The 17,241-nt window shown below is 59.9% G+C and carries 16 protein-coding genes; 7 read left to right on the forward strand and 9 right to left on the reverse strand.

The genetic code is table 11. The annotated features are described in order from the left end of the window. The first annotated feature begins 2 nt into the window (after positions 1 to 2). Entirely contained in the window at positions 3 to 1,187 is a 1,185-nt protein-coding gene (locus AC2FD8_RS04000; RefSeq protein ID WP_496854149.1) for a vWA domain-containing protein, read from the forward strand. A gap of 13 nt (positions 1,188 to 1,200) precedes the next feature. Here the strand turns inward: AC2FD8_RS04000 and AC2FD8_RS04005 are convergent, their stop codons facing one another. After that, on the reverse strand, positions 1,201 to 2,004 hold the full coding sequence (locus AC2FD8_RS04005) for a methyltransferase domain-containing protein (protein WP_496854150.1): 804 nt from the start codon (positions 2,002 to 2,004) through the stop codon (positions 1,201 to 1,203). A gap of 130 nt (positions 2,005 to 2,134) precedes the next feature. On the opposite strand from AC2FD8_RS04005, the gene AC2FD8_RS04010 reads away from it, so the two are divergent. Beyond that, a complete protein-coding gene (locus tag AC2FD8_RS04010; protein ID WP_496854409.1) occupies positions 2,135 to 2,821 on the forward strand; it encodes a M48 family metallopeptidase in 687 nt (228 codons plus the stop codon). A gap of 70 nt (positions 2,822 to 2,891) precedes the next feature. Here AC2FD8_RS04010 and AC2FD8_RS04015 read toward each other — a convergent pair whose 3' ends face one another. The 5 genes from AC2FD8_RS04015 to AC2FD8_RS04035 are packed head-to-tail and all read right to left on the reverse strand — an operon-like array spanning position 2,892 to position 8,157. Then, positions 2,892 to 3,434 (reverse strand): RSP_2648 family PIN domain-containing protein, encoded by a 543-nt coding sequence (locus AC2FD8_RS04015; RefSeq protein WP_496854151.1) that lies wholly within the window; start codon positions 3,432 to 3,434, stop codon positions 2,892 to 2,894. Beyond that, positions 3,431 to 4,633, reverse strand: a complete 1,203-nt coding sequence (locus tag AC2FD8_RS04020) for an RSP_2647 family RNA methyltransferase (protein ID WP_496854152.1) — start codon at positions 4,631 to 4,633, stop codon at positions 3,431 to 3,433. The genes AC2FD8_RS04015 and AC2FD8_RS04020 overlap by 4 nt, the downstream gene beginning before the upstream one ends. Before the next feature lie 39 nt (positions 4,634 to 4,672). Next, entirely contained in the window at positions 4,673 to 4,945 is a 273-nt protein-coding gene (locus tag AC2FD8_RS04025) for a hypothetical protein (RefSeq protein ID WP_496854153.1), read from the reverse strand. After that, a complete protein-coding gene (gene glnE / locus AC2FD8_RS04030; protein ID WP_496854154.1) occupies positions 4,929 to 7,724 on the reverse strand; it encodes a bifunctional [glutamate--ammonia ligase]-adenylyl-L-tyrosine phosphorylase/[glutamate--ammonia-ligase] adenylyltransferase in 2,796 nt (931 codons plus the stop codon). The genes AC2FD8_RS04025 and glnE overlap by 17 nt, the downstream gene beginning before the upstream one ends. 49 nt (positions 7,725 to 7,773) lie before the next feature. After that, entirely contained in the window at positions 7,774 to 8,157 is a 384-nt protein-coding gene (locus AC2FD8_RS04035; protein ID WP_496854155.1) for a DUF4440 domain-containing protein, read from the reverse strand. A 146-nt stretch (positions 8,158 to 8,303) separates the two neighbouring features. Between AC2FD8_RS04035 and AC2FD8_RS04040 the strand changes: the two genes are divergently transcribed. The 3 genes from AC2FD8_RS04040 (at position 8,304) to AC2FD8_RS04050 (ending at position 10,124) form a co-directional block, all read left to right on the forward strand. Then, positions 8,304 to 8,726: a DUF2852 domain-containing protein gene (locus AC2FD8_RS04040; protein ID WP_496854156.1), complete on the forward strand. Its 423-nt coding sequence runs from the start codon at positions 8,304 to 8,306 to the stop codon at positions 8,724 to 8,726. Positions 8,727 to 8,792: 66 nt separating this feature from the next. Next, the gene (locus AC2FD8_RS04045) at positions 8,793 to 9,224 is read left to right on the forward strand and encodes an RDD family protein (protein ID WP_496854157.1); all 432 of its coding nucleotides are present in this window, start codon (positions 8,793 to 8,795) and stop codon (positions 9,222 to 9,224) included. Positions 9,225 to 9,299: 75 nt separating this feature from the next. Next, complete coding sequence (locus AC2FD8_RS04050) at positions 9,300 to 10,124, forward strand: arginyltransferase (protein WP_496854158.1); 825 nt, start codon at positions 9,300 to 9,302, stop codon at positions 10,122 to 10,124. A 237-nt stretch (positions 10,125 to 10,361) separates the two neighbouring features. Here the strand turns inward: AC2FD8_RS04050 and AC2FD8_RS04055 are convergent, their stop codons facing one another. The 3 genes from AC2FD8_RS04055 to AC2FD8_RS04065 form a co-directional block, all read right to left on the reverse strand. After that, positions 10,362 to 12,716 (reverse strand): TRAP transporter large permease, encoded by a 2,355-nt coding sequence (locus AC2FD8_RS04055; RefSeq protein WP_496854159.1) that lies wholly within the window; start codon positions 12,714 to 12,716, stop codon positions 10,362 to 10,364. Between the two features lie 17 nt (positions 12,717 to 12,733). After that, positions 12,734 to 13,660, reverse strand: a complete 927-nt coding sequence (locus AC2FD8_RS04060) for a TRAP transporter small permease subunit (protein ID WP_496854160.1) — start codon at positions 13,658 to 13,660, stop codon at positions 12,734 to 12,736. 120 nt (positions 13,661 to 13,780) lie between these two features. Further along, a complete protein-coding gene (locus AC2FD8_RS04065) occupies positions 13,781 to 14,863 on the reverse strand; it encodes a TRAP transporter substrate-binding protein (protein WP_496854161.1) in 1,083 nt (360 codons plus the stop codon). Between the two features lie 248 nt (positions 14,864 to 15,111). Between AC2FD8_RS04065 and AC2FD8_RS04070 the strand changes: the two genes are divergently transcribed. Together AC2FD8_RS04070 and AC2FD8_RS04075 are read left to right on the forward strand one after the other, a co-directional pair. Further along, positions 15,112 to 16,545: a cache domain-containing protein gene (locus AC2FD8_RS04070; protein ID WP_496854162.1), complete on the forward strand. Its 1,434-nt coding sequence runs from the start codon at positions 15,112 to 15,114 to the stop codon at positions 16,543 to 16,545. Next, the gene (locus AC2FD8_RS04075; protein ID WP_496854163.1) at positions 16,542 to 17,180 is read left to right on the forward strand and encodes a response regulator transcription factor; all 639 of its coding nucleotides are present in this window, start codon (positions 16,542 to 16,544) and stop codon (positions 17,178 to 17,180) included. Before AC2FD8_RS04070 ends, AC2FD8_RS04075 begins: the two co-directional genes overlap by 4 nt. Positions 17,181 to 17,241: the final 61 nt, after the last annotated feature.

The following is a 17,241-nucleotide window of genomic DNA, read 5'->3' on the forward strand; positions in this document are numbered from 1 at the left end:
CCATGTTCCTGCCCTTTTTCGAGAATCTCAGAAAAGCAGGCATTCCCGTCTCTCTGCGAGAGTATCTGACCTTTCTTGAGGGGACGAAAAAGGGTCTGGCCACCTATGATGTCGAGGCGTTCTACTATCTCGCCCGTGTCTCGATGGTGAAGGACGAGCGCAATATCGACAAGTTCGACCGCGCCTTTGCCGCCAGTTTTGAAGGGCTGGGCGAGATCAGTTTCGATCAGGTGCTAGAGGCGGTCGACATCCCCGCGGATTGGCTGGCCAAGATGGCCGAAAAACACCTCTCGGACGAGGAAAAGGCCGAGATCGAAGCCCTTGGCGGCTTTGACAAACTGATGGACACTTTACGCGAACGCCTGAAAGAGCAGCAAGGCCGTCATCAGGGAGGGAATAAGTGGATCGGCACGGCAGGGACCTCTCCGTTCGGGGCCTATGGCTACAACCCCGAAGGCGTGCGGATCGGCCAGAAGGAAAGCCGTCACCAGCGCGCGGTGAAGGTCTGGGACAAGCGCGAATTCAAGAACCTGGACGACACTGTTGAACTGGGAACGCGCAACATCAAGGTCGCCCTGAAGCGCCTGCGCCGCTGGGCCCGCGAGGGCGCGGCAGAGGAGCTGGATCTGGACGGCACCATCCGCGCCACCGCCGAACATGGCTATCTCGACGTCAAAACCCGGCCTGAGCGGCACAATGCGGTCAAGGTCCTGCTGTTTCTCGACGTTGGCGGCTCCATGGACCCGCATATCAAGGTGGTTGAGGAGCTGTTCTCGGCCGCACGGACCGAGTTCAAGCATCTGGAATACTACTACTTCCACAATTGCCTGTACGAAGGCGTCTGGCGCGACAACATCCGCCGAGACCACGAGCAGACCCCCACCCACGAAGTACTGCGCACCTATGGCGGCGACTACAAATGCATCTTCGTCGGCGACGCCTCGATGAGCCCCTACGAAATCGCCTATCCCGGCGGCGCCAACGAGCATTGGAACCAGGAGGCAGGCCAGGTCTGGCTACAACGCGCGCGCGAGCAGTGGACGTCAAACCTGTGGATCAACCCGGTGCCCGAGAAATACTGGGGCTACACCCAGTCCATCGGCATGATCCAGGAGATTTTCGAGAACCGCATGGTTCCGATGACACTGGCCGGACTGGAACAGGGCATGCGGGAACTGACGCGGTAGGGTCATCTCGTCGCTACTGTTTGTAGGCGATCTGGCTGACATAGGACATATAGCCAAAAAAGGTGTTGTTTGCGACGCGTTCGCGGGCCTCCTGCCGGAGGGCCTCGGCCGTGGCGGGTTGCAATATCCCCTCCTCGACCATACGATCTGCACCCCGGTCGATCACGGTCAGGAAATATGCTGCCTCACCTTCTGCAACATAGCCATGTCCTTTTTGCGCCCCCAGAGAGAAGCCCGCATCGCTCAGCAATCCCGAAATCTGACGCATGATCCACAAGTTGGTCACATTCTGATTGATCATGAAGCGCACCAGTTCGTCCAGCGGGTCGTAATCCGCGATCCGGGCGGTCGCCGTACTGTAATCCCCGTCGCAGATCGCCAGCACGCCACCCGGTTTCAAAAGCCTATGAGCTTCTAGGATCACGGTTTCAGGTTCGGGCACATGACATAGCAGCGTGTGCATCACAACAAGGTCAAAACTCTGTTCGGGTAAACCCGTTCGCCTTGCGTCTCCTATGGAAAATGTCAGGTTGCGGATATCCGCGAAGTGGGTTTTGGCCCGCTCTACCATAACCGGAGAGGGCTCGAGCCCCAAGGCGCTCTCGGCGCCCGCCATGGTGATCAAATCCCGGGTAACATGTCCGGTCCCCGATCCAAGTTCGACCGCGCTGGCATTCGGTGGCAATTCGATATCGGACAGGTAGGACCGCCTGATGTCTATCTGCGCGGGATCCACGCAGCGCGCATCTATCGCATCCGCGATACGAGTCTGAAGCGTTTCATCCATTGAGGCGAGATCGGAATACGGGTCGGACACAACACCACCTTCTGCAACATCCGATGGAGTTTACATTAAAAGCGCTCAGAAATCATCCATGAGGGTATCTTTGGCGTGTATGACAAAGAATTTGGTTGTCCAGATGCGTACCAAATCCCATATCTATGACATGCTTCGCTTAACCCCGATCCTTCTGGCGATTGCCTATGGCCTTGCGATGTACCGGATTTCCATCTGGCGCACCCATCGTGAATTGGATCAGAAATCGACTGAACTGGCGGACCCTGCCCTCAAACGGATGACGGACCGGCTGGCCGCCGCTTTGGAAATCGAGCGGGTGCCGGTTTATATCTACGAGATCGATCCGGTGAACGGGCTGGCCGCGCCGGACGGGCGGATTTTCATTACGCGCGGGTTTTATCGCAAGTTTCGCAACGGTGAGGTCTCGGCCGAGGAGATGACGAGCGTGATTGCCCATGAGCTGGGTCATGTGGCCCTGGGGCATGCGAAGCGGCGGATGATTGATTTCTCGGGTCAGAACGCGATGCGGACCGCGTTGATCATGGTGTTGAACCGGTTCATTCCTTTCATCGGGGCGATGATCGCGAATGCGCTGACCTCGCTGCTGGCCTCGCGTTTGTCCCGGCAGGATGAGTATGAGGCGGACGAATATGCCGCCGCCTTGCTGACCAAGGCCGGGATCGGGATCGCGCCGCAGAAATCTTTGTTTCATAAGCTGGAAGACCTGACGCAGCAGCGCGCGGGCATGGCACCTGCGTGGTTGATGAGCCACCCGAAGACGGATGAGCGGATTGCGGCGTTGGAGGCTTTGGAGCAGCGTTGGGCGCGTGGCTGAGGTTGCGCAGCGAGAGGCCAGCCTCTCGCGCTCTCCGAGGTATTTTTAGCCAGATGAAGGGGGATCGCGCTTAGGTGGTCAGGGCTTTGCCAAGACGCGGCAGGCGGGCCTTTTTCATGAGCGGGCGCAGGGTCCATTGATCGCCGGACAGACGATTGGCTTCCGATAGGACCGCGTTGGCGGCTTCCGTCATGCCTGTGGGGTCGGTTTGCCAGAATCTGTGGAGCAGGCCATCCGGGTCGCGGCGCTCAAGCCCTTCTTCGGACAGGATGTTTCTGGGGAAGTCTTTGGCGTTGACGGTGACGATGATATCTGCCGAGGCCTCAATGGCTGTTGCCAAAACGTGGATATCGGCCTTGTCGGGCAGCCAGAGGCGCTGTTCGATGCCTTTTTGGGCCGCGCGTTCGGCTTTGGGCCATTGCGCTTGGGTCAGGGCGATCTCGGCGCGGGCCTGTGTCTCGCCCTCGGGGCCGAGTTTACGGGCGGCGCGAGCCCATTCTTCAAGGATACGCGCGGACCAGATGGGAGTGAAATGGCCGAGTTTTGCCGCGCGCAGCAGCATCTCTCGCATCACCGTCGGGTAGATGACGCAGGTATCCAGAACCGCCTTCACAGCCGGTAGAATACGGCTTTGAGGTAGCCGCTTTCAGCCAGTTGCGGCAGTTGCGGATGATCCGGTCCGGCAAAGCCCGTGTGGATCAGTTGCGCCTGCCGCCCGGCCCGTCCGATCCCACGAGATGAGGCATCGCGGAAGCGGCCCAGATCGGCAGCGTGCGAGCAGGAGCAGAGGCCCAGGTAGCCGCCGGGTTTAACCAGCGGCGCGGCAAGGCGGGCGATGCGTTCGTAGGCGCGCAGCCCAGCGTCGAGGGCCTGTTTTGATGGTGCAAAGGCGGGCGGGTCACAGATGACGACATCGAACTGCGCGCCCTCTTCGCCCAGTTGTGCCAGCACATCGAAAGCGTCGCCTTGGCGGGTCTGGAACCGGCCAGCACATCCGCTTGCCTCGGCCCCTTTGGCGGCAAGATCCAACGCGGCGGCAGACCCGTCGACGGATAGCGCCCGTGCCGCCCCACCCGCCAACATGGCGAGGCCGAAGCCGCCCACATGGCTGAACACGTCCAGCACCTGAGCTTCGGGATGCACCAAACGCGCCGCAAAAGCATGGTTGGGACGTTGATCGTAGAACAGGCCGGTTTTCTGACCGCCTGTCAGGTCGGCCATGTAGGTCGCGCCGTTCATGGGAACGGGCAGAGGCGCGTCGGGTGCGGTTCCGCGCAGGGTTTGGTTGACGTCGTCCAACCCCTCCAACCCGCGAGTCCGGCCCGAGGCGTTTTTCAGAACGGTTGTCACGCCAGTCACCTTGACCAGCGCGTCGGTTAGCACCTCCAGATGCGCCTCAGCCCAGGCGGCGTTGGGCTGGATCACGCAGGCATCGCCGAAACGGTCAATGATCACGCCGGGAAAGCCATCGGCCTCGGCGTGGATCAGACGGTAGTATGGCGCGTCAAACAGGCATTCGCGCATCTCAAGCGCGCGGCGCAGGCGGGTCTCGAACCAGTCCGCGTTCAGATCGGCGTCAATATCGCGATCCAGCACGCGACACATGATTTTCGACTCGGGGTTCACGGCGACCAGAGCGATCGGCGCGCGGTTTTCATCCTCAAGCACGGCCAGCGCCCCGGCGGCGATTTTTCGCGTGCGCCGGTCGGCGACAATGTCGTTGGCATAGACCCATGGGAACCCATGGCGCAGCCCGCGCGCATTGGCTTTGGGTTTCAGGCGGATACGGGGGCGGTCAGCGGCTTGGGTCATGACCGCCTCATAGTCGTGAACAGCCCGAAGGAAAACCCCCTAGCGCTGGCGAGAGCGCCAGCCGCCGCGCCGTTTGGGCGCTTGTGCGGCCTGCAGCCCTTCGGTCATCACCTGTGTCATGGGATGATCGGGTTCCTGCGCAGAATAGGCCGCGTGCAGATCGGCCAGAGCCTGTTTCTGATCTACGCCATCGGGCAGGCTAAGCGCCCAGTCCAGAAAGATACTGCGGCATTCGGGCATGGCGATGCCTTCGATGTTATACGCCTCGCGGATCAGGCCCTTGGGGTCGTTTGGATCAGTGCTGCGCGCCATCTTCATCCTCTTTGATTGCGCTGCCGATGATTGCGGCGGCGGTGGAGTAGCTGTCCTGCAATGCGGATTGCAGCGCTTCGACCTGCTCGAACCCGGTGGCGCGGCACAGGAAGGCCGCCCCGCCCTCACCAATCTTGTCCGCCTCGATCACCTTGCCCGAAAGCAGCCGCGCCGCGCATTGTACCGACCAGCATAGATCGTAGCTGTCTTGCAATGTTTGCGCCTGCGCGACATCCAACAAACCGACAGCGACCGCCCCGTTCAGGCCAGAGGCCACATCCCGGTCCGCGATACCCGCCATCAGCGCGCCGGTCTCGGCCATCAACTCGATATCCATCATCCGGCCCGGGCCGTTCTTGGCATCCCAAACGCCCGCCGGGGCCTTGGCCGCCGCCAGACGCGTCCGCATTTCGGACACTTCATGCAGGACTTTGTCTGCCTCCCTGCGGCGCGACAAAAGCTTAGTTCTGAAGGTTTCGATGTCCTGCGCCAGCCCGGCATCCCCGGCGACGATATGCGCGCGGGTCAGGGCGAGATGTTCCCACACCCAGGCCTCTTCCTGCTGGTAATGCGTGAAGCTGGCCCAACTGGTGGCAACGGGCCCTTGATTGCCCGAGGGGCGCAGGCGCATGTCGACCTCGTAAAGCCGCCCCTGAGACATCGGAGCCGAAAGCGCCGTGATCAGCGCCTGAGTGAACCGTGCGTAGTAGGTTCGCGTTGCCAGCGGGCGTGGACCGTCGGACATGTCCTGATCAAGCGGATCGTAGATCACGATCATATCCAAGTCGGATTGCGAGTTGATCCGCCCTGCCCCCAGTGACCCCATGCCCAGTATGGCCGCTCCGCGCCCCGGTCCGGGGCCGTGTTTGCGAGCGAAGGTTTCCGTCACATAGGGCAGAATCGCGGCGATCACGGCTTGCGCAAGCTCGGCATATTGTCGTCCGGCCTGCGCCCCGTCGATCAGTCCGCGTAGATGGTGAACACCAATGCGGAAATGCCATTCCTTGCACCAGCGCCGCGCCAGATCCAGCTGTGTTTCATAGTCGGCTTCCTGCGCCAGTTCTTCCACCAACTCGGCCTGCAAAGCCTGCAAACCGGGCCAATCGCTGAAGAAACTGCCTCCGATCACCGCGTCAAACACCGAGGCGTTGCGCGACAAATGTGACGCCAGCGCATGAGAGGTTCCGACGATGTCGATCAACAGGTCGATCAGATGCGGATTGGCCTCAAAGAGCGAGAACAGCTGAACGCCCGCTGGCAGCCCCGCCAGAAACCCGTCAAGCGCCAGCAGGGCCTCTTCGGGTTGCGCGGTTTTGGCAAGACGCGAGAGGATCTCGGGTTTGAGGCGGTCGAAAATGCGCCGTCCGCGCTGCGACCTCAGGGCCGGATAGGTGGCCCAGCGGGCGAGGACATTCTTGTCAAACCTCACCTCGGGCGTAGGCGCGGGTGCAGGGCCTGTGCCCGGCGCAAAAAAGCCCTCGGTCAGTTCATGCACCTCGGTCAGGCGACGGGTCAGATCGTTGGTCAGATCAGCACTGCTGAGACCCATCAGGCAGGCGACCCGTTCGATCCCATCGTCTGATTGCGGAACCTTGTGAGTCTGGGCGTCGTGGATCATCTGAATGCGATGTTCGACCTCGCGATGCGCGCGATAGTGATCGGTCAGCTTTTCCGCAACCTCTTCCGGCACCCAGCCCTTCTGCGCCAGAGCCGCCAGCCCGGGCACCGTACCGCGAACGCGCAGATCGGGGTCACGCCCCCCCGCAATCAACTGTCGGGTTTGGGTGAAAAACTCGATCTCGCGAATGCCGCCCTGCCCCAGTTTCATATCATGGCCGGGGATCGAGAGGCTGCCGCCCGTGCCTTTGTTTTCACGTATGCGCAGGCGCATGTCATGGGCGTCCTGAATGGCGGCAAAGTCCAGATGCCGACGCCAGACAAAGGGTTTCAGAGTATCCAGAAAACGCTCTCCGGCCGCAAGATCGCCCGCACAGGCGCGCGCTTTGATATAGGCGGCCCTCTCCCATGTGCGGCCGAGGCTTTCATAGTACCGCTCGGCCGCCTCTGTCGCCATGCAGACCGGCGTCACCGCCGGGTCGGGGCGCAGGCGCAGATCGGTGCGGAACACATAGCCATCAGCGGTTTTGTCGCTGAGCGTGGCGCAGAAATTGCGCGTTGCCCGTACCATTCCGTGACGCGCTTCGTAGAAATCATCCGGGTCAAAGCGCGTCTCGTCAAACAGAACGATCAGGTCGATATCCGAGCTGTAGTTCAGCTCATGCGCGCCCATCTTCCCCATCGCCAGAATGACCATCCCGGCAGCGGTTTCGACATCATCCTCGGTCATCCCGGGCAGCTTCTTGCGGCGGACCAAGGCGGCAATCTCGGCCTTTGCGGCCACATCCGCCGTCAGTGCGCCAAAATCGGTCAGCGCTGCCGTGACCTTTTCCAGCGGCCAAGCGCCTGCGATATCGGCCAAAGCGGTCAGAACTGCCATACGTCGCTTGGCCAACCTTAGACCCGGCTTGAGCTGATCCGGCGCCAGGGCGCGCGCAGCCTCCATGACCTCTGCCAAGGCGTGGTCGGGCTGGTGCAATGCCTGTGGTAGCCACTCTCTTTCTTGCTCGATCAGGCCCTTCAGATACGGGCTGGACCCTGCGGTTCCGGCGACCAGATCGCCTTGTTCAGGCGTCAGATCGGCAAGCAACGCGCGGGTTTCATCGCCCAAAGACTGGTCGAACGCGCGCGGCAGACGGTTGATGGTCAGACTTTCACTCATATCCGGAGCCTGCGCACCGCTGGGTGGCAAGGTCAATGCGGCAAACGCTTCAATCCAGCTCGACCGTGGTGTCCTGACTGAAACTGTTGATCCAAGCCCCCGCCCGGCGTTCCCAGAGCGAGGATATGAGCATCGCTTCCCACTCCTGCGCGCCCGGTCGCACATAATCTGCCCGATAGGACAACAACACGATATCCGGGGTCAAAATCCGCAGGCGCTCCTCGCTCAACTTGAAATCGGCCATTGTCGGAGCCTCAGCGAATTGCCCGACATGGTCGTCCCGGTTTGCAAAACCCGACGGATAGACACCCAGGAAATCGGCGCTCAGAAGCACCCGGTCAGCGTCGGCGTCACCACTTACCAAGGCAGACCATACCTGCTTTTCCAATTCCAATATCTCTGCAAGAGCCGGTGCGGTTGTGTTCTCAGTCATCATGCTTGCACCGTGCTGCTCGAAGCCTGCACCGTCAACCAAATCCGAAAATGTAAATCTTTTTCACATAGAGCCCTTGCAACCCCGCAAACGCTCCCCATCTAGATCATGTGAAAGGAATTTACATCAACCCCAGGAGAGATCACATGACCGCATTGTCCGAACCCGCCGCACCCGCTAATCCGGGGTGGCTCTATCGTGCCGAGGCCTGGATGGACGACAAAGGCAAAGGCGCCTGGATCGCTGCCATGGTTCTTGGGTTCATCTTCTTCTGGCCCTTGGGCCTCGCCCTTCTGGCCTACATGATCTGGAGCAAACGCATGTTCAGCAAGTCCTGCAGTCGCCACAAATCCATGCGCAGTCACATGAGCGCAATGAAACCATCAGGCAACAGCGCCTTCGACGCCTACAAGGCCGACACCCTGGCCCGTCTGGAGCGTGAACAGCAGGATTTCGAATCCTTCCTGCGCCGCCTGCGCGAAGCCAAGGACAAAGCCGAGTTCGACCAGTTCATGGACGAACGCGCTCGTGAAAACCACGAAGACGACGGCAAAGGCGAACCGGCCTGATTTGACTTGCCCTGCCCCGACCATTCGGGACAGGGTAACACCACCCTCCCTTTCGGATACCTGACCATGAACCACCTGCCCGATCCTGATACGCAACCCGAATTCTACCAGTCCGTCGCAAGCAAGCGCTTTGTCGCATGGCTGTTCGACATCGCCTTGATCTCACTTCTGTGCATCGTCCCCGTCTTCCTGACGGTCGGTGTGGGACTGTTCTTTCTGCCACTGATCTACGCCGTGATCAGCTTTGTCTACCGGGTCATTACGATCTCGAACGGGTCTGCCACGCTGGGCATGCGCTTCATGGGGATCGAGCTGCGCGACGCGTTCGGCGAACGCATGGATATGGGCAAAGCCGTGGCCCATACGGCTGGATACTTCATCAGCATGGCGTTTTTCGTGGTCCAGATCGTGTCTGTGATCATGATGCTGACCAGTGCGCGCTGCCAGGGTCTGACGGATGCTTTCCTTGGCACAGTCATGATCAATCAGCGGGCCTGAACGCAACACACTTGAATCACTTGGCGGCTTGAAAAACCGTTGCTATCATCCGGTCCGAGGCTACACGGGACCTTCATGCGACATACGCTGCCAATTGCACCACAATTCTATGTGACGGCCCCCCAACCCTGCCCTTACCTTGAGGGCAGGATGGAGCGCAAACTCTTCACCGCCCTGCAAGGCTCAGGCGCGGATCAGTTGAACAATTCACTGTCCCAGCAAGGGTTTCGCCGGTCACAGAACGTCCTCTATCGCCCATCCTGCAGCGATTGCGCCGCGTGCCTTTCCGCCCGGATCGACGTCTCGGCCTTCCGCCCGACCAAAAGCCAGAAACGTGCGGCCAAACGCAATGGATATCTGGAACGCCGCGCAACCTCGCCCTGGGCCACCGACGACCAGTACGAGCTGTTCCGCCACTATCTGGATACCCGCCACGCCGATGGCGGCATGGCCGATATGGACGTTTTCGAATTCGCCGCGATGATCGAGGAAACCCCGATCCGCAGCCGCGTTGTGGAATATGCTGACCCCGAAACCGGAAACCTGATCGCCGTCAGCCTGACCGATGTTCTGGATGACGGGCTTAGCATGGTGTATTCGTTCTACGATCCAAACCAACCCCAAAACTCCTTGGGTACGTACATGATCCTCGACCATATCGAGATCGCGCGCGAGGCCGGTTTGCCATATGTCTACCTGGGCTACTGGGTCCCCGGCAGTCCGAAAATGGGCTACAAGGCCAAGTTTTCAGGGCTAGAGGCCTATGTCCAAGGTCAATGGCAAAAGATCAGCAAACCCGAGACCTTTGCAGATGCCTCGCACCATCCTCTCGCCTCGGCTCCCATAGCCGAGCAGGTGGCAAACATCCAACTGCCCGATCGCCACCCCACCAAACCCTGATCCGCTCTTCATCTGGCTGGAAATACCTCGGGGATGAATTGGCCGCAGGCCAAGAAGGGGCTGGCCCCTTAGATCGCTTTGCGTTTGATTTGAATCGAAATACGCTGCCTCTCCCTACGCTCGAACGCGCATTTCGATGGTTTTGCCTAAGTTAAAACGCAAAACGCTTTGACCAAATCCAACACAGTAAAAGGGGGCCCGCAGGCCCCCTTTTTCAATTGACTAAATGCCGAACCATCAATTCGGGATCAGATCCGGCACGATGGTCACAATGGACGGGAAGAACCACAGGATCGCAATGCCAACGACCTGAATGATCACAAACGGGACGACACCGCGATAGATATGGCCCGTCGTCACCTCTTTCGGCGCGACACCTCGCAGATAGAACAGGGCAAATCCGAAGGGCGGCGTCAGGAACGAGGTCTGCAGGTTCACCGCCACCATGATCGTCACCCATTTCGGATCGAAGGATCCGCCATAGATTACCGGCCCAACAATCGGGATTACGATGTAGATGATCTCGAGGAAATCCAGCACAAAGCCCAGAATGAACAGCACCAGCATCACGATCAGGAAGACCGTGAACTCGTTGTCGAAGCTCTTCAAGAACTGCTGGATATAGTGCTCGCCGCCGAAGGAAATCACCACAAGGTTCAGCAGCTGCGACCCGATCAGGATGGTAAACACCATCGATGTCACCTTGGCCGTCTCACGCACCACCGGGGTCAGAACCCCGCTCGTGAACAGGACCCAGCACCCGAACAGCAGACCAAACAGAGCATAGAGATACGTCGCATAGGCCATAATGAAAGCGATCCAGGTCTCGACCGGGACATTGCCCTGATTGATCCGCAGGTCAAAATTCACGCCCAGCAGCAGACAGATGATGACCGCAAAGGTCGACCAGATAATCACCATCCCGGACCGACCCTGATCCTGCAGCTTGCGATATGCGGCCAGCATGATCGCACCACCTGCCCCCAGCGCCGCAGCGGGTGTCGGGTTGGTGACACCGCCGAGAATCGAACCCAGCACCGCGATGATCAGAACCAGCGGCGGGAACACCACGCGGATCAGATCATTGGTGGCACAGCGGGCGGCGGCCTCCTTACAGCCGTAGATCGCAATGGCGAACGGGATCGCAAGCAACAGGAATGTCCCCCCGGATGAGGTCGTCGGCTGGACAAAGAGAATATCCACCAACAACATCAACAACAGGCCAATCGCCCCAACGATCAGAGGTTGCGGCGAGCGCGACGGCGCGATGCCACGACCCAGAACCAAGGTCAGCGCCAGCAGCACCACCACAATCGAAACACCGGTTCCGATCGGAGCCGCACTGGCGATTTTGGCGTCACGAGCGGCGACCAGCTCCTCTTCGGTCAGGCGCTCGGCGCTGGCCACGCCACCGGCGGCGTCGATTGCCTCTTGCTCGGCCACAGCCTGATCCCAGGCGGATTGACCATGCAGCTCGATCATCGAGGCCTGACACTCAACCGAGACATTCGTGCGCAAGGACGCACCCTGCCCCACATCCGAGAAAGCCGAGACCGAAATGTTCTGGCTGCCGATCACACCCGCGCTGCCCAGAAGCACCGCACCGACGATGATCGCAACCGGCGCACCCAGCAGCCAGGTCAGACCCTCAGAGCGGGTGATCGCCTCACCAGAACCGCCCGACATTTCGACAGCCGGAGCTTTGTCGGGGTTCAGCAGGGCATAGCCAAAGGCATAAAGCGCATAGAGCAGCGCCAACATGATGCCCGGCAGCAAGGCCGCCTGAAACAGCGTCCCGACCGAGACCACGGCCGGTTCACCCAGATAGGTCAGCGCATCAGTACACCCGGCCTCGACGGCGCGCGTTTCCTGCGCGGTCGAATACAAGTCACCTGCCAAAGTGCCCAGCAGAACGATCACGATGGATGGCGGGATGATCTGTCCCAGCGTCCCCGAGGCCGCGATCACGCCTGTCGCCAGCTCGGGCGAGTAATTGTTCCGCAGCATGGTCGGCAAGGCCAGAAGGCCCATGGTAACCACGGTCGCACCAACGATCCCGGTCGAGGCGGCCAGAAACGCGCCCACAACAACAATCGACACGGCCAGACCACCGGGCAGCGGACCAAAGACTCGTGCCATCGTTGTCAGCAGATCGTTGGCGATCTTGGAACGCTCCAGCGTGATGCCCATCAAAACGAACATCAACACGGCCAGAAGGGTCTCAATCGACTGACCGGCCAGAACCCGTTCGTTCATGCGGTTGACGATGAACGAGACGTTGCGGTCCAGCGCGGTTTCCCACCCGGAGGGGAAGACCGCCTCGCCTATCCTTGGCAAGTCCGGGTATCGAAAGACCGAGACTGTGTCCGCTTTGACCCCGGAGTTCACCAGATCACGGTAGGCTTGTGAGCTTGTGTCAATCGCCTGGTGGATCAGCAATCCGGCGCTGTCCAACGCGGCGATGATTCCAAAGGAAATCACACCTGCCCCACCGATGGCGAAGGCCACCGGGAAGCCTGAGAGGATGCCTCCGAAAAGGCAAAAGAATACAATAATGAGGCCTATCTCGACGCCATCAAGTCCGAATAGCATTGTCTTGGTCTCCGTCCTTAATGTGCGCCTTCGTAGGCTTCTTCACCCTCACCAAGGCTATCCTTGTCGAGGTATTTTCCGGCGCTTTCCGGCCCTTCCACGTATTCCAGATACGACCGCCACAGAAAGGCAATCGCATGCAGGAACACCATGCCCGCAAAGATCACGAGCAGGATTTTGAACAGGAAATACGCGTTGAACCCGTTCGGGCTGAACCCGATGGTTTCCACGTTCCAGCGCAAAGCGCGCGACTTCGCGAGCAACCGGTCCAACGCGTCGCTCGCCGAGGGTTTCGGCACGATCAGGTGCCGCCACATGAAGTACCAGCCATACATCCAGGTCAGCACGGCCATCGGCATCATGAACAACACCGAACCGCACATATCGACCACCCGCTTGGCGCGGTGGCTGATACCGGCATAGATCAGGTCAACCCGCACGTGCCCGCCCTGTACGAAGGTGTAGGTGCAGCACAGGCACACGACCATCGCGTTATAGAGCTTCAGTTCTTCGGCAAACCAGCTGATGTCCTGATTGAAGGGGATACCCAGACCAAAGGACATATCAGGCCGGGCAAAGACCCGCTGCATGAAGACGATGACGATCTGCTGGATCACCATCAGCAAACCCGCCCAGGCAAAGAAACGCCCGGTCGTATTGGCGAACGCCTCGAGCCCGCGCACCATGCCCCACATGAAGTTCCGGTAATACAGGCCGATGGCCGTCAGCACCAGAAACAGCGTGAAAACCACGAAGAAGAACTCGACCGAGCCTCCGTAGTAGACAAAGCGCATGATGGATTCTTTGTCGGACCAGTCCAGCCACAGCTGAGGGTGCGTGATCGCATATCCAAAATTATAGAAGGCTTCGGCAATGCTCTGAATGAACCAGATCAGTCCATTCCACAGGGCGCCGAAAAACGAGATACCGTTATCGTCCTGCATGTTGTCCCCGGGTCACGTCAGTTGCATTGCTGACTATAGCGGCATGATGGGTCCGCGCATATGCAACAAGAAAGGTTCCCCCGCGCATGCAGGGAAACCGTTTGGTCAGTTCACTTGGGATTAGCCGCGAACGCGGTCGCGCTGAGCTGTGTAAACACCCGACGACAAGTTGTTCCAGCCCGACGAAGCAGCCATCGAAGTCATGGCGCTGTCGTGGATTTTCTTGAACAGCTCGTCACCCATGTTCTCGTCCAGAACCTCTTGCGAAGCCTTGCCGAACGCATCCCATACGCTGTCTGGGAATTCCATGACCTTCACGCCACCCGACTGCAGACGCTGCAGAGCTGCACCGTTGTTGGCCAGGAACTGCGCCAGGTTCCACTGGTGCGCTTCGGCAGCTGCGATCTCGATGATCTTCTGCTGGGCCGGTGTCAGTTCGTCGAACACGTCGCGGTTCGTCGCCAGCGACAGACCCGCGCCCGGCTCGTGGAAGCCCGCAGTGTAGTAGGTCTTGGTGATTTCCTGGAAGCCCGCTTTTTCGTCCGCCCAGGGGCCGATCCACTCGGTGCCGTCGATCGCACCCGAGGACAGCGCCTGATACACTTCCGAACCCGGAATGTTCTGAACCGATGCGCCCAGCTTGCCCAGCGCTTGACCACCCAGACCCGGCATGCGGAACTTCAGACCCTGGAAATCCTCGGGGCCATTGATCTCTTTCGAGTACCAGCCGCCTGCCTGCGCGCCAGTGTTACCCGCCAGGAAGGATTTCAGGCCGAAGATCGAGCCCAGCTCGTCATGCAGCTCCATACCACCGTCGTGGTAGTACCAGTTCACCAGTTCCTGCGCGGTCATGCCGAACGGAACAGCAGTAAAGAAGGCATAGCCTGGGTGCTGACCCACAAAATAGTAGTCAGCCGCGTGGTACATGTCGGCCTGACCGGACGAAACGGCGTCGAACACTTCGAACGCGCCGACCAGTTCGCCTGCTGCTTTGATTTCAACATTCAGGCTGCCATCGGACATCGCGTTGATGCTGTCGGCGCAGCGCTGTGCGCTGTCGAACACGCCGGCCAGACCACGACCCCACGAGGTCACCATGGTCAGGGTCCGCTGACCCTGCGCATAGGCCGGTGCCGCCAGTGCAGTTGCCGCAGCAGCCGAGCCGCCCAGAGCAGATTTCTTCAGAAATGAACGACGATCCATATGAGTGTTCCTCCCCTTCATAAGTCTGTACCCGGAAACCTCCGGGCCTGTCGTTTTCAATGGATCGGAGCGTAAGCACAAGGATGTGAAAGGGAATACCTACTACTGCGTAGAAACCCGGGTTTCTGACCGACTTTCGCCGAAAAAGTCGGCGAAAAAGCCAGCCATTCAACATTCCCCAGGGCATTTATCCCCAGAAACGCTCAATCTTTTTGCATTTTATCGGCTGCTTGCGTATCGATTCGACCATGCAAAGACTCCGACATCTGGTTTCGCTGACCTATGCGCAGAAACTGTCTTTGGTTGCGGCCATCCCTCTGGTCGTTGCCGTTGCGGCCATTGCCTTTCTGGTCGCCTATCAGGCCCGTGCAACGGCTGAACGCGAAATACAGGCGTTGGAGCAGCGCCTGATAGAGGCCAAGAAGGAAGAGCTGAAGAACTATGTCACGCAGGCGCGCAATGGGTTTGCTTATATCTACGGGCGCGCCGAACCCGATGATGATATCGCCAAAACGCTGGTCACCCAGATCCTGTCGGCGATGATCTACGGGCAGGACGGGTTCTTCTTTGTCTATGACTACGACGGTACGAACCTGGTCAGCCCCCGCCAGACCCAGTTCATCAACCGCAATTGGGACGGTCTGACCGACAGCGACGGTACTCCGGTCGTGGATGAGTTCATCCGTCTGGCACGCCAGGGTGCAGGCTGGCACAGTTTCATGTGGGAAAAGCCCTCGACCGGGGAAGAGGCACAGATGATCGCCTATGTCGTGGGCCTGCAGGATTGGCGCTGGGCCGTGGGCACCGGCGTTTTCATCGACGATGTGCTGGCAACCGTCGCCAATGCCCGCGCCGAGGTCGAGGCGCGTGTGCAGCGCACATTCCTCTATATCGGTGCCATCGTTCTGGCCGCTGTTTTGATCGTCTTCGCCTCGGGCATGTTGCTGAATATACGCGAACGACGTCTGGCGGATGCCAAGCTGAAAGAATTGACCCAACGGGTGTTCGACGCCCAAGAAGAAGAACGCGGCCGCGTCGCGCGCGAGCTGCATGATGGCATCAGTCAGATCCTTGTCGGTGTCCGATATGCGCTGGACAATGCCCGGCGGCGCTTGTCTCGTGGTGACGACACAGGCGCGCAGGCCCCATTGGACAAGGGAATTGATCATCTGGGGGCGGCGATCACCGAAGTGCGCCGCATCAGCCGAGACCTGCGCCCCGGCGTACTGGATGATCTGGGCCTGGGCCCGGCCCTCAAGGCGCTGACCGATGACTTCCGCGAACGCACCGGGATCGAAACCGAGTTTTCGACCGTTGTCTTCCGCAACCGGCTGGATCAGGACAGCAAGATCGCCCTTTACCGCATCGCGCAGGAAGCCTTGACCAATATTGAGCGCCACGCAGACGCTTCGCGTGTTACGATAGACCTGCGTGGGCATAAGAAAGGCGCGACCATGCGGATCACCGATAACGGGCGCGGGCTGCGGTCCGAGCCGGACAAGGCCGCAACCGGGATCGGGCTGCGCAACATGCAGGAGCGGATCGAACAGCTTGACGGCACGCTGCGAATTCTGTCATCACGCGGCCCGCAAGGCGGCACTGTGATCGAAGTCAGCCTGCCCCTCAGCCACCTGCTGCCACCGCAGGAAGACGCAACGCCGAACCGAAAGGCCGGGACATGACCATCCGAGTCCTCATTGTCGACGATCACCCCATGGTGGCCGAAGGCATCCAATCCATCCTAGAAAGCTATGATGAGATCGAAGTGGTCGGTACTCTGGGCAGCGGTCAGGCCGCCGTTGATCACGCGGTCGAATTGGCCCCCGACGTGATCCTGATGGATCTGAACATGCCCGGCCTCGGCGGCCTCAGCGCGACCGAGCTGATCCTCGAACGCCTGCCCGAAACACGCATCCTGATCCTGTCGATGCATGACAGCCCCGAATATATCTCGACCGCGCTCAGCCACGGGGCCAAAGGCTATGTGCTGAAAGACGTGCCCACGGATGAGATCAAGGAAGCAATTGATGCCGTGATGAAGGGCGAGCAATATCTGTGCACCGGCGCCAGCGGGTCCTTGAAACCCAAAGGCGACAGTACCCGCGAAGCCCTGACCGGACGCGAACAGACCATCCTTCTGGAACTGGCGCAGGGTAAATCCAACAAGGAAGTCGCACAAGCGCTCGATATCTCGGTCCGAACGGTCGAGACCCATCGCAAAAACATCAAACGCAAACTGGGCATCTCCTCAACAGCAGGCCTGACCCGCTATGCGCTGGAACATGGCGTATTGCAGGGTACCGGCGTCGGGTTCTGAGCCCACCGCAGCGCGGCACGCGCTGCCCGGCCCAACCAGAGGAGGCGCGCCGCAGGCGCGT

Source organism: Ruegeria sp. YTSC192, assembly GCF_059609705.1.

Bases quoted from the DNA above. Each gene is read 5' to 3' on its own strand.
- AC2FD8_RS04000 (WP_496854149.1), top strand. From the start codon at position 3: ATGTTCCTGCCCTTTTTCGAGAATCTCAGAAAAGCAGGCATTCCCGTC.
- AC2FD8_RS04010 (WP_496854409.1), top strand. From the start codon at position 2,135: ATGCTTCGCTTAACCCCGATCCTTCTGGCGATTGCCTATGGCCTTGCG.
- AC2FD8_RS04020 (WP_496854152.1), bottom strand. From the start codon at position 4,633: ATGACCCAAGCCGCTGACCGCCCCCGTATCCGCCTGAAACCCAAAGCC.
- AC2FD8_RS04025 (WP_496854153.1), bottom strand. From the start codon at position 4,945: ATGGCGCGCAGCACTGATCCAAACGACCCCAAGGGCCTGATCCGCGAG.
- glnE (WP_496854154.1), bottom strand. From the start codon at position 7,724: ATGAGTGAAAGTCTGACCATCAACCGTCTGCCGCGCGCGTTCGACCAG.
- AC2FD8_RS04035 (WP_496854155.1), bottom strand. From the start codon at position 8,157: ATGACTGAGAACACAACCGCACCGGCTCTTGCAGAGATATTGGAATTG.
- AC2FD8_RS04040 (WP_496854156.1), top strand. From the start codon at position 8,304: ATGACCGCATTGTCCGAACCCGCCGCACCCGCTAATCCGGGGTGGCTC.
- AC2FD8_RS04045 (WP_496854157.1), top strand. From the start codon at position 8,793: ATGAACCACCTGCCCGATCCTGATACGCAACCCGAATTCTACCAGTCC.
- AC2FD8_RS04050 (WP_496854158.1), top strand. From the start codon at position 9,300: ATGCGACATACGCTGCCAATTGCACCACAATTCTATGTGACGGCCCCC.
- AC2FD8_RS04055 (WP_496854159.1), bottom strand. From the start codon at position 12,716: ATGCTATTCGGACTTGATGGCGTCGAGATAGGCCTCATTATTGTATTC.
- AC2FD8_RS04060 (WP_496854160.1), bottom strand. From the start codon at position 13,660: ATGCAGGACGATAACGGTATCTCGTTTTTCGGCGCCCTGTGGAATGGA.
- AC2FD8_RS04065 (WP_496854161.1), bottom strand. From the start codon at position 14,863: ATGGATCGTCGTTCATTTCTGAAGAAATCTGCTCTGGGCGGCTCGGCT.
- AC2FD8_RS04070 (WP_496854162.1), top strand. From the start codon at position 15,112: ATGCAAAGACTCCGACATCTGGTTTCGCTGACCTATGCGCAGAAACTG.
- AC2FD8_RS04075 (WP_496854163.1), top strand. From the start codon at position 16,542: ATGACCATCCGAGTCCTCATTGTCGACGATCACCCCATGGTGGCCGAA.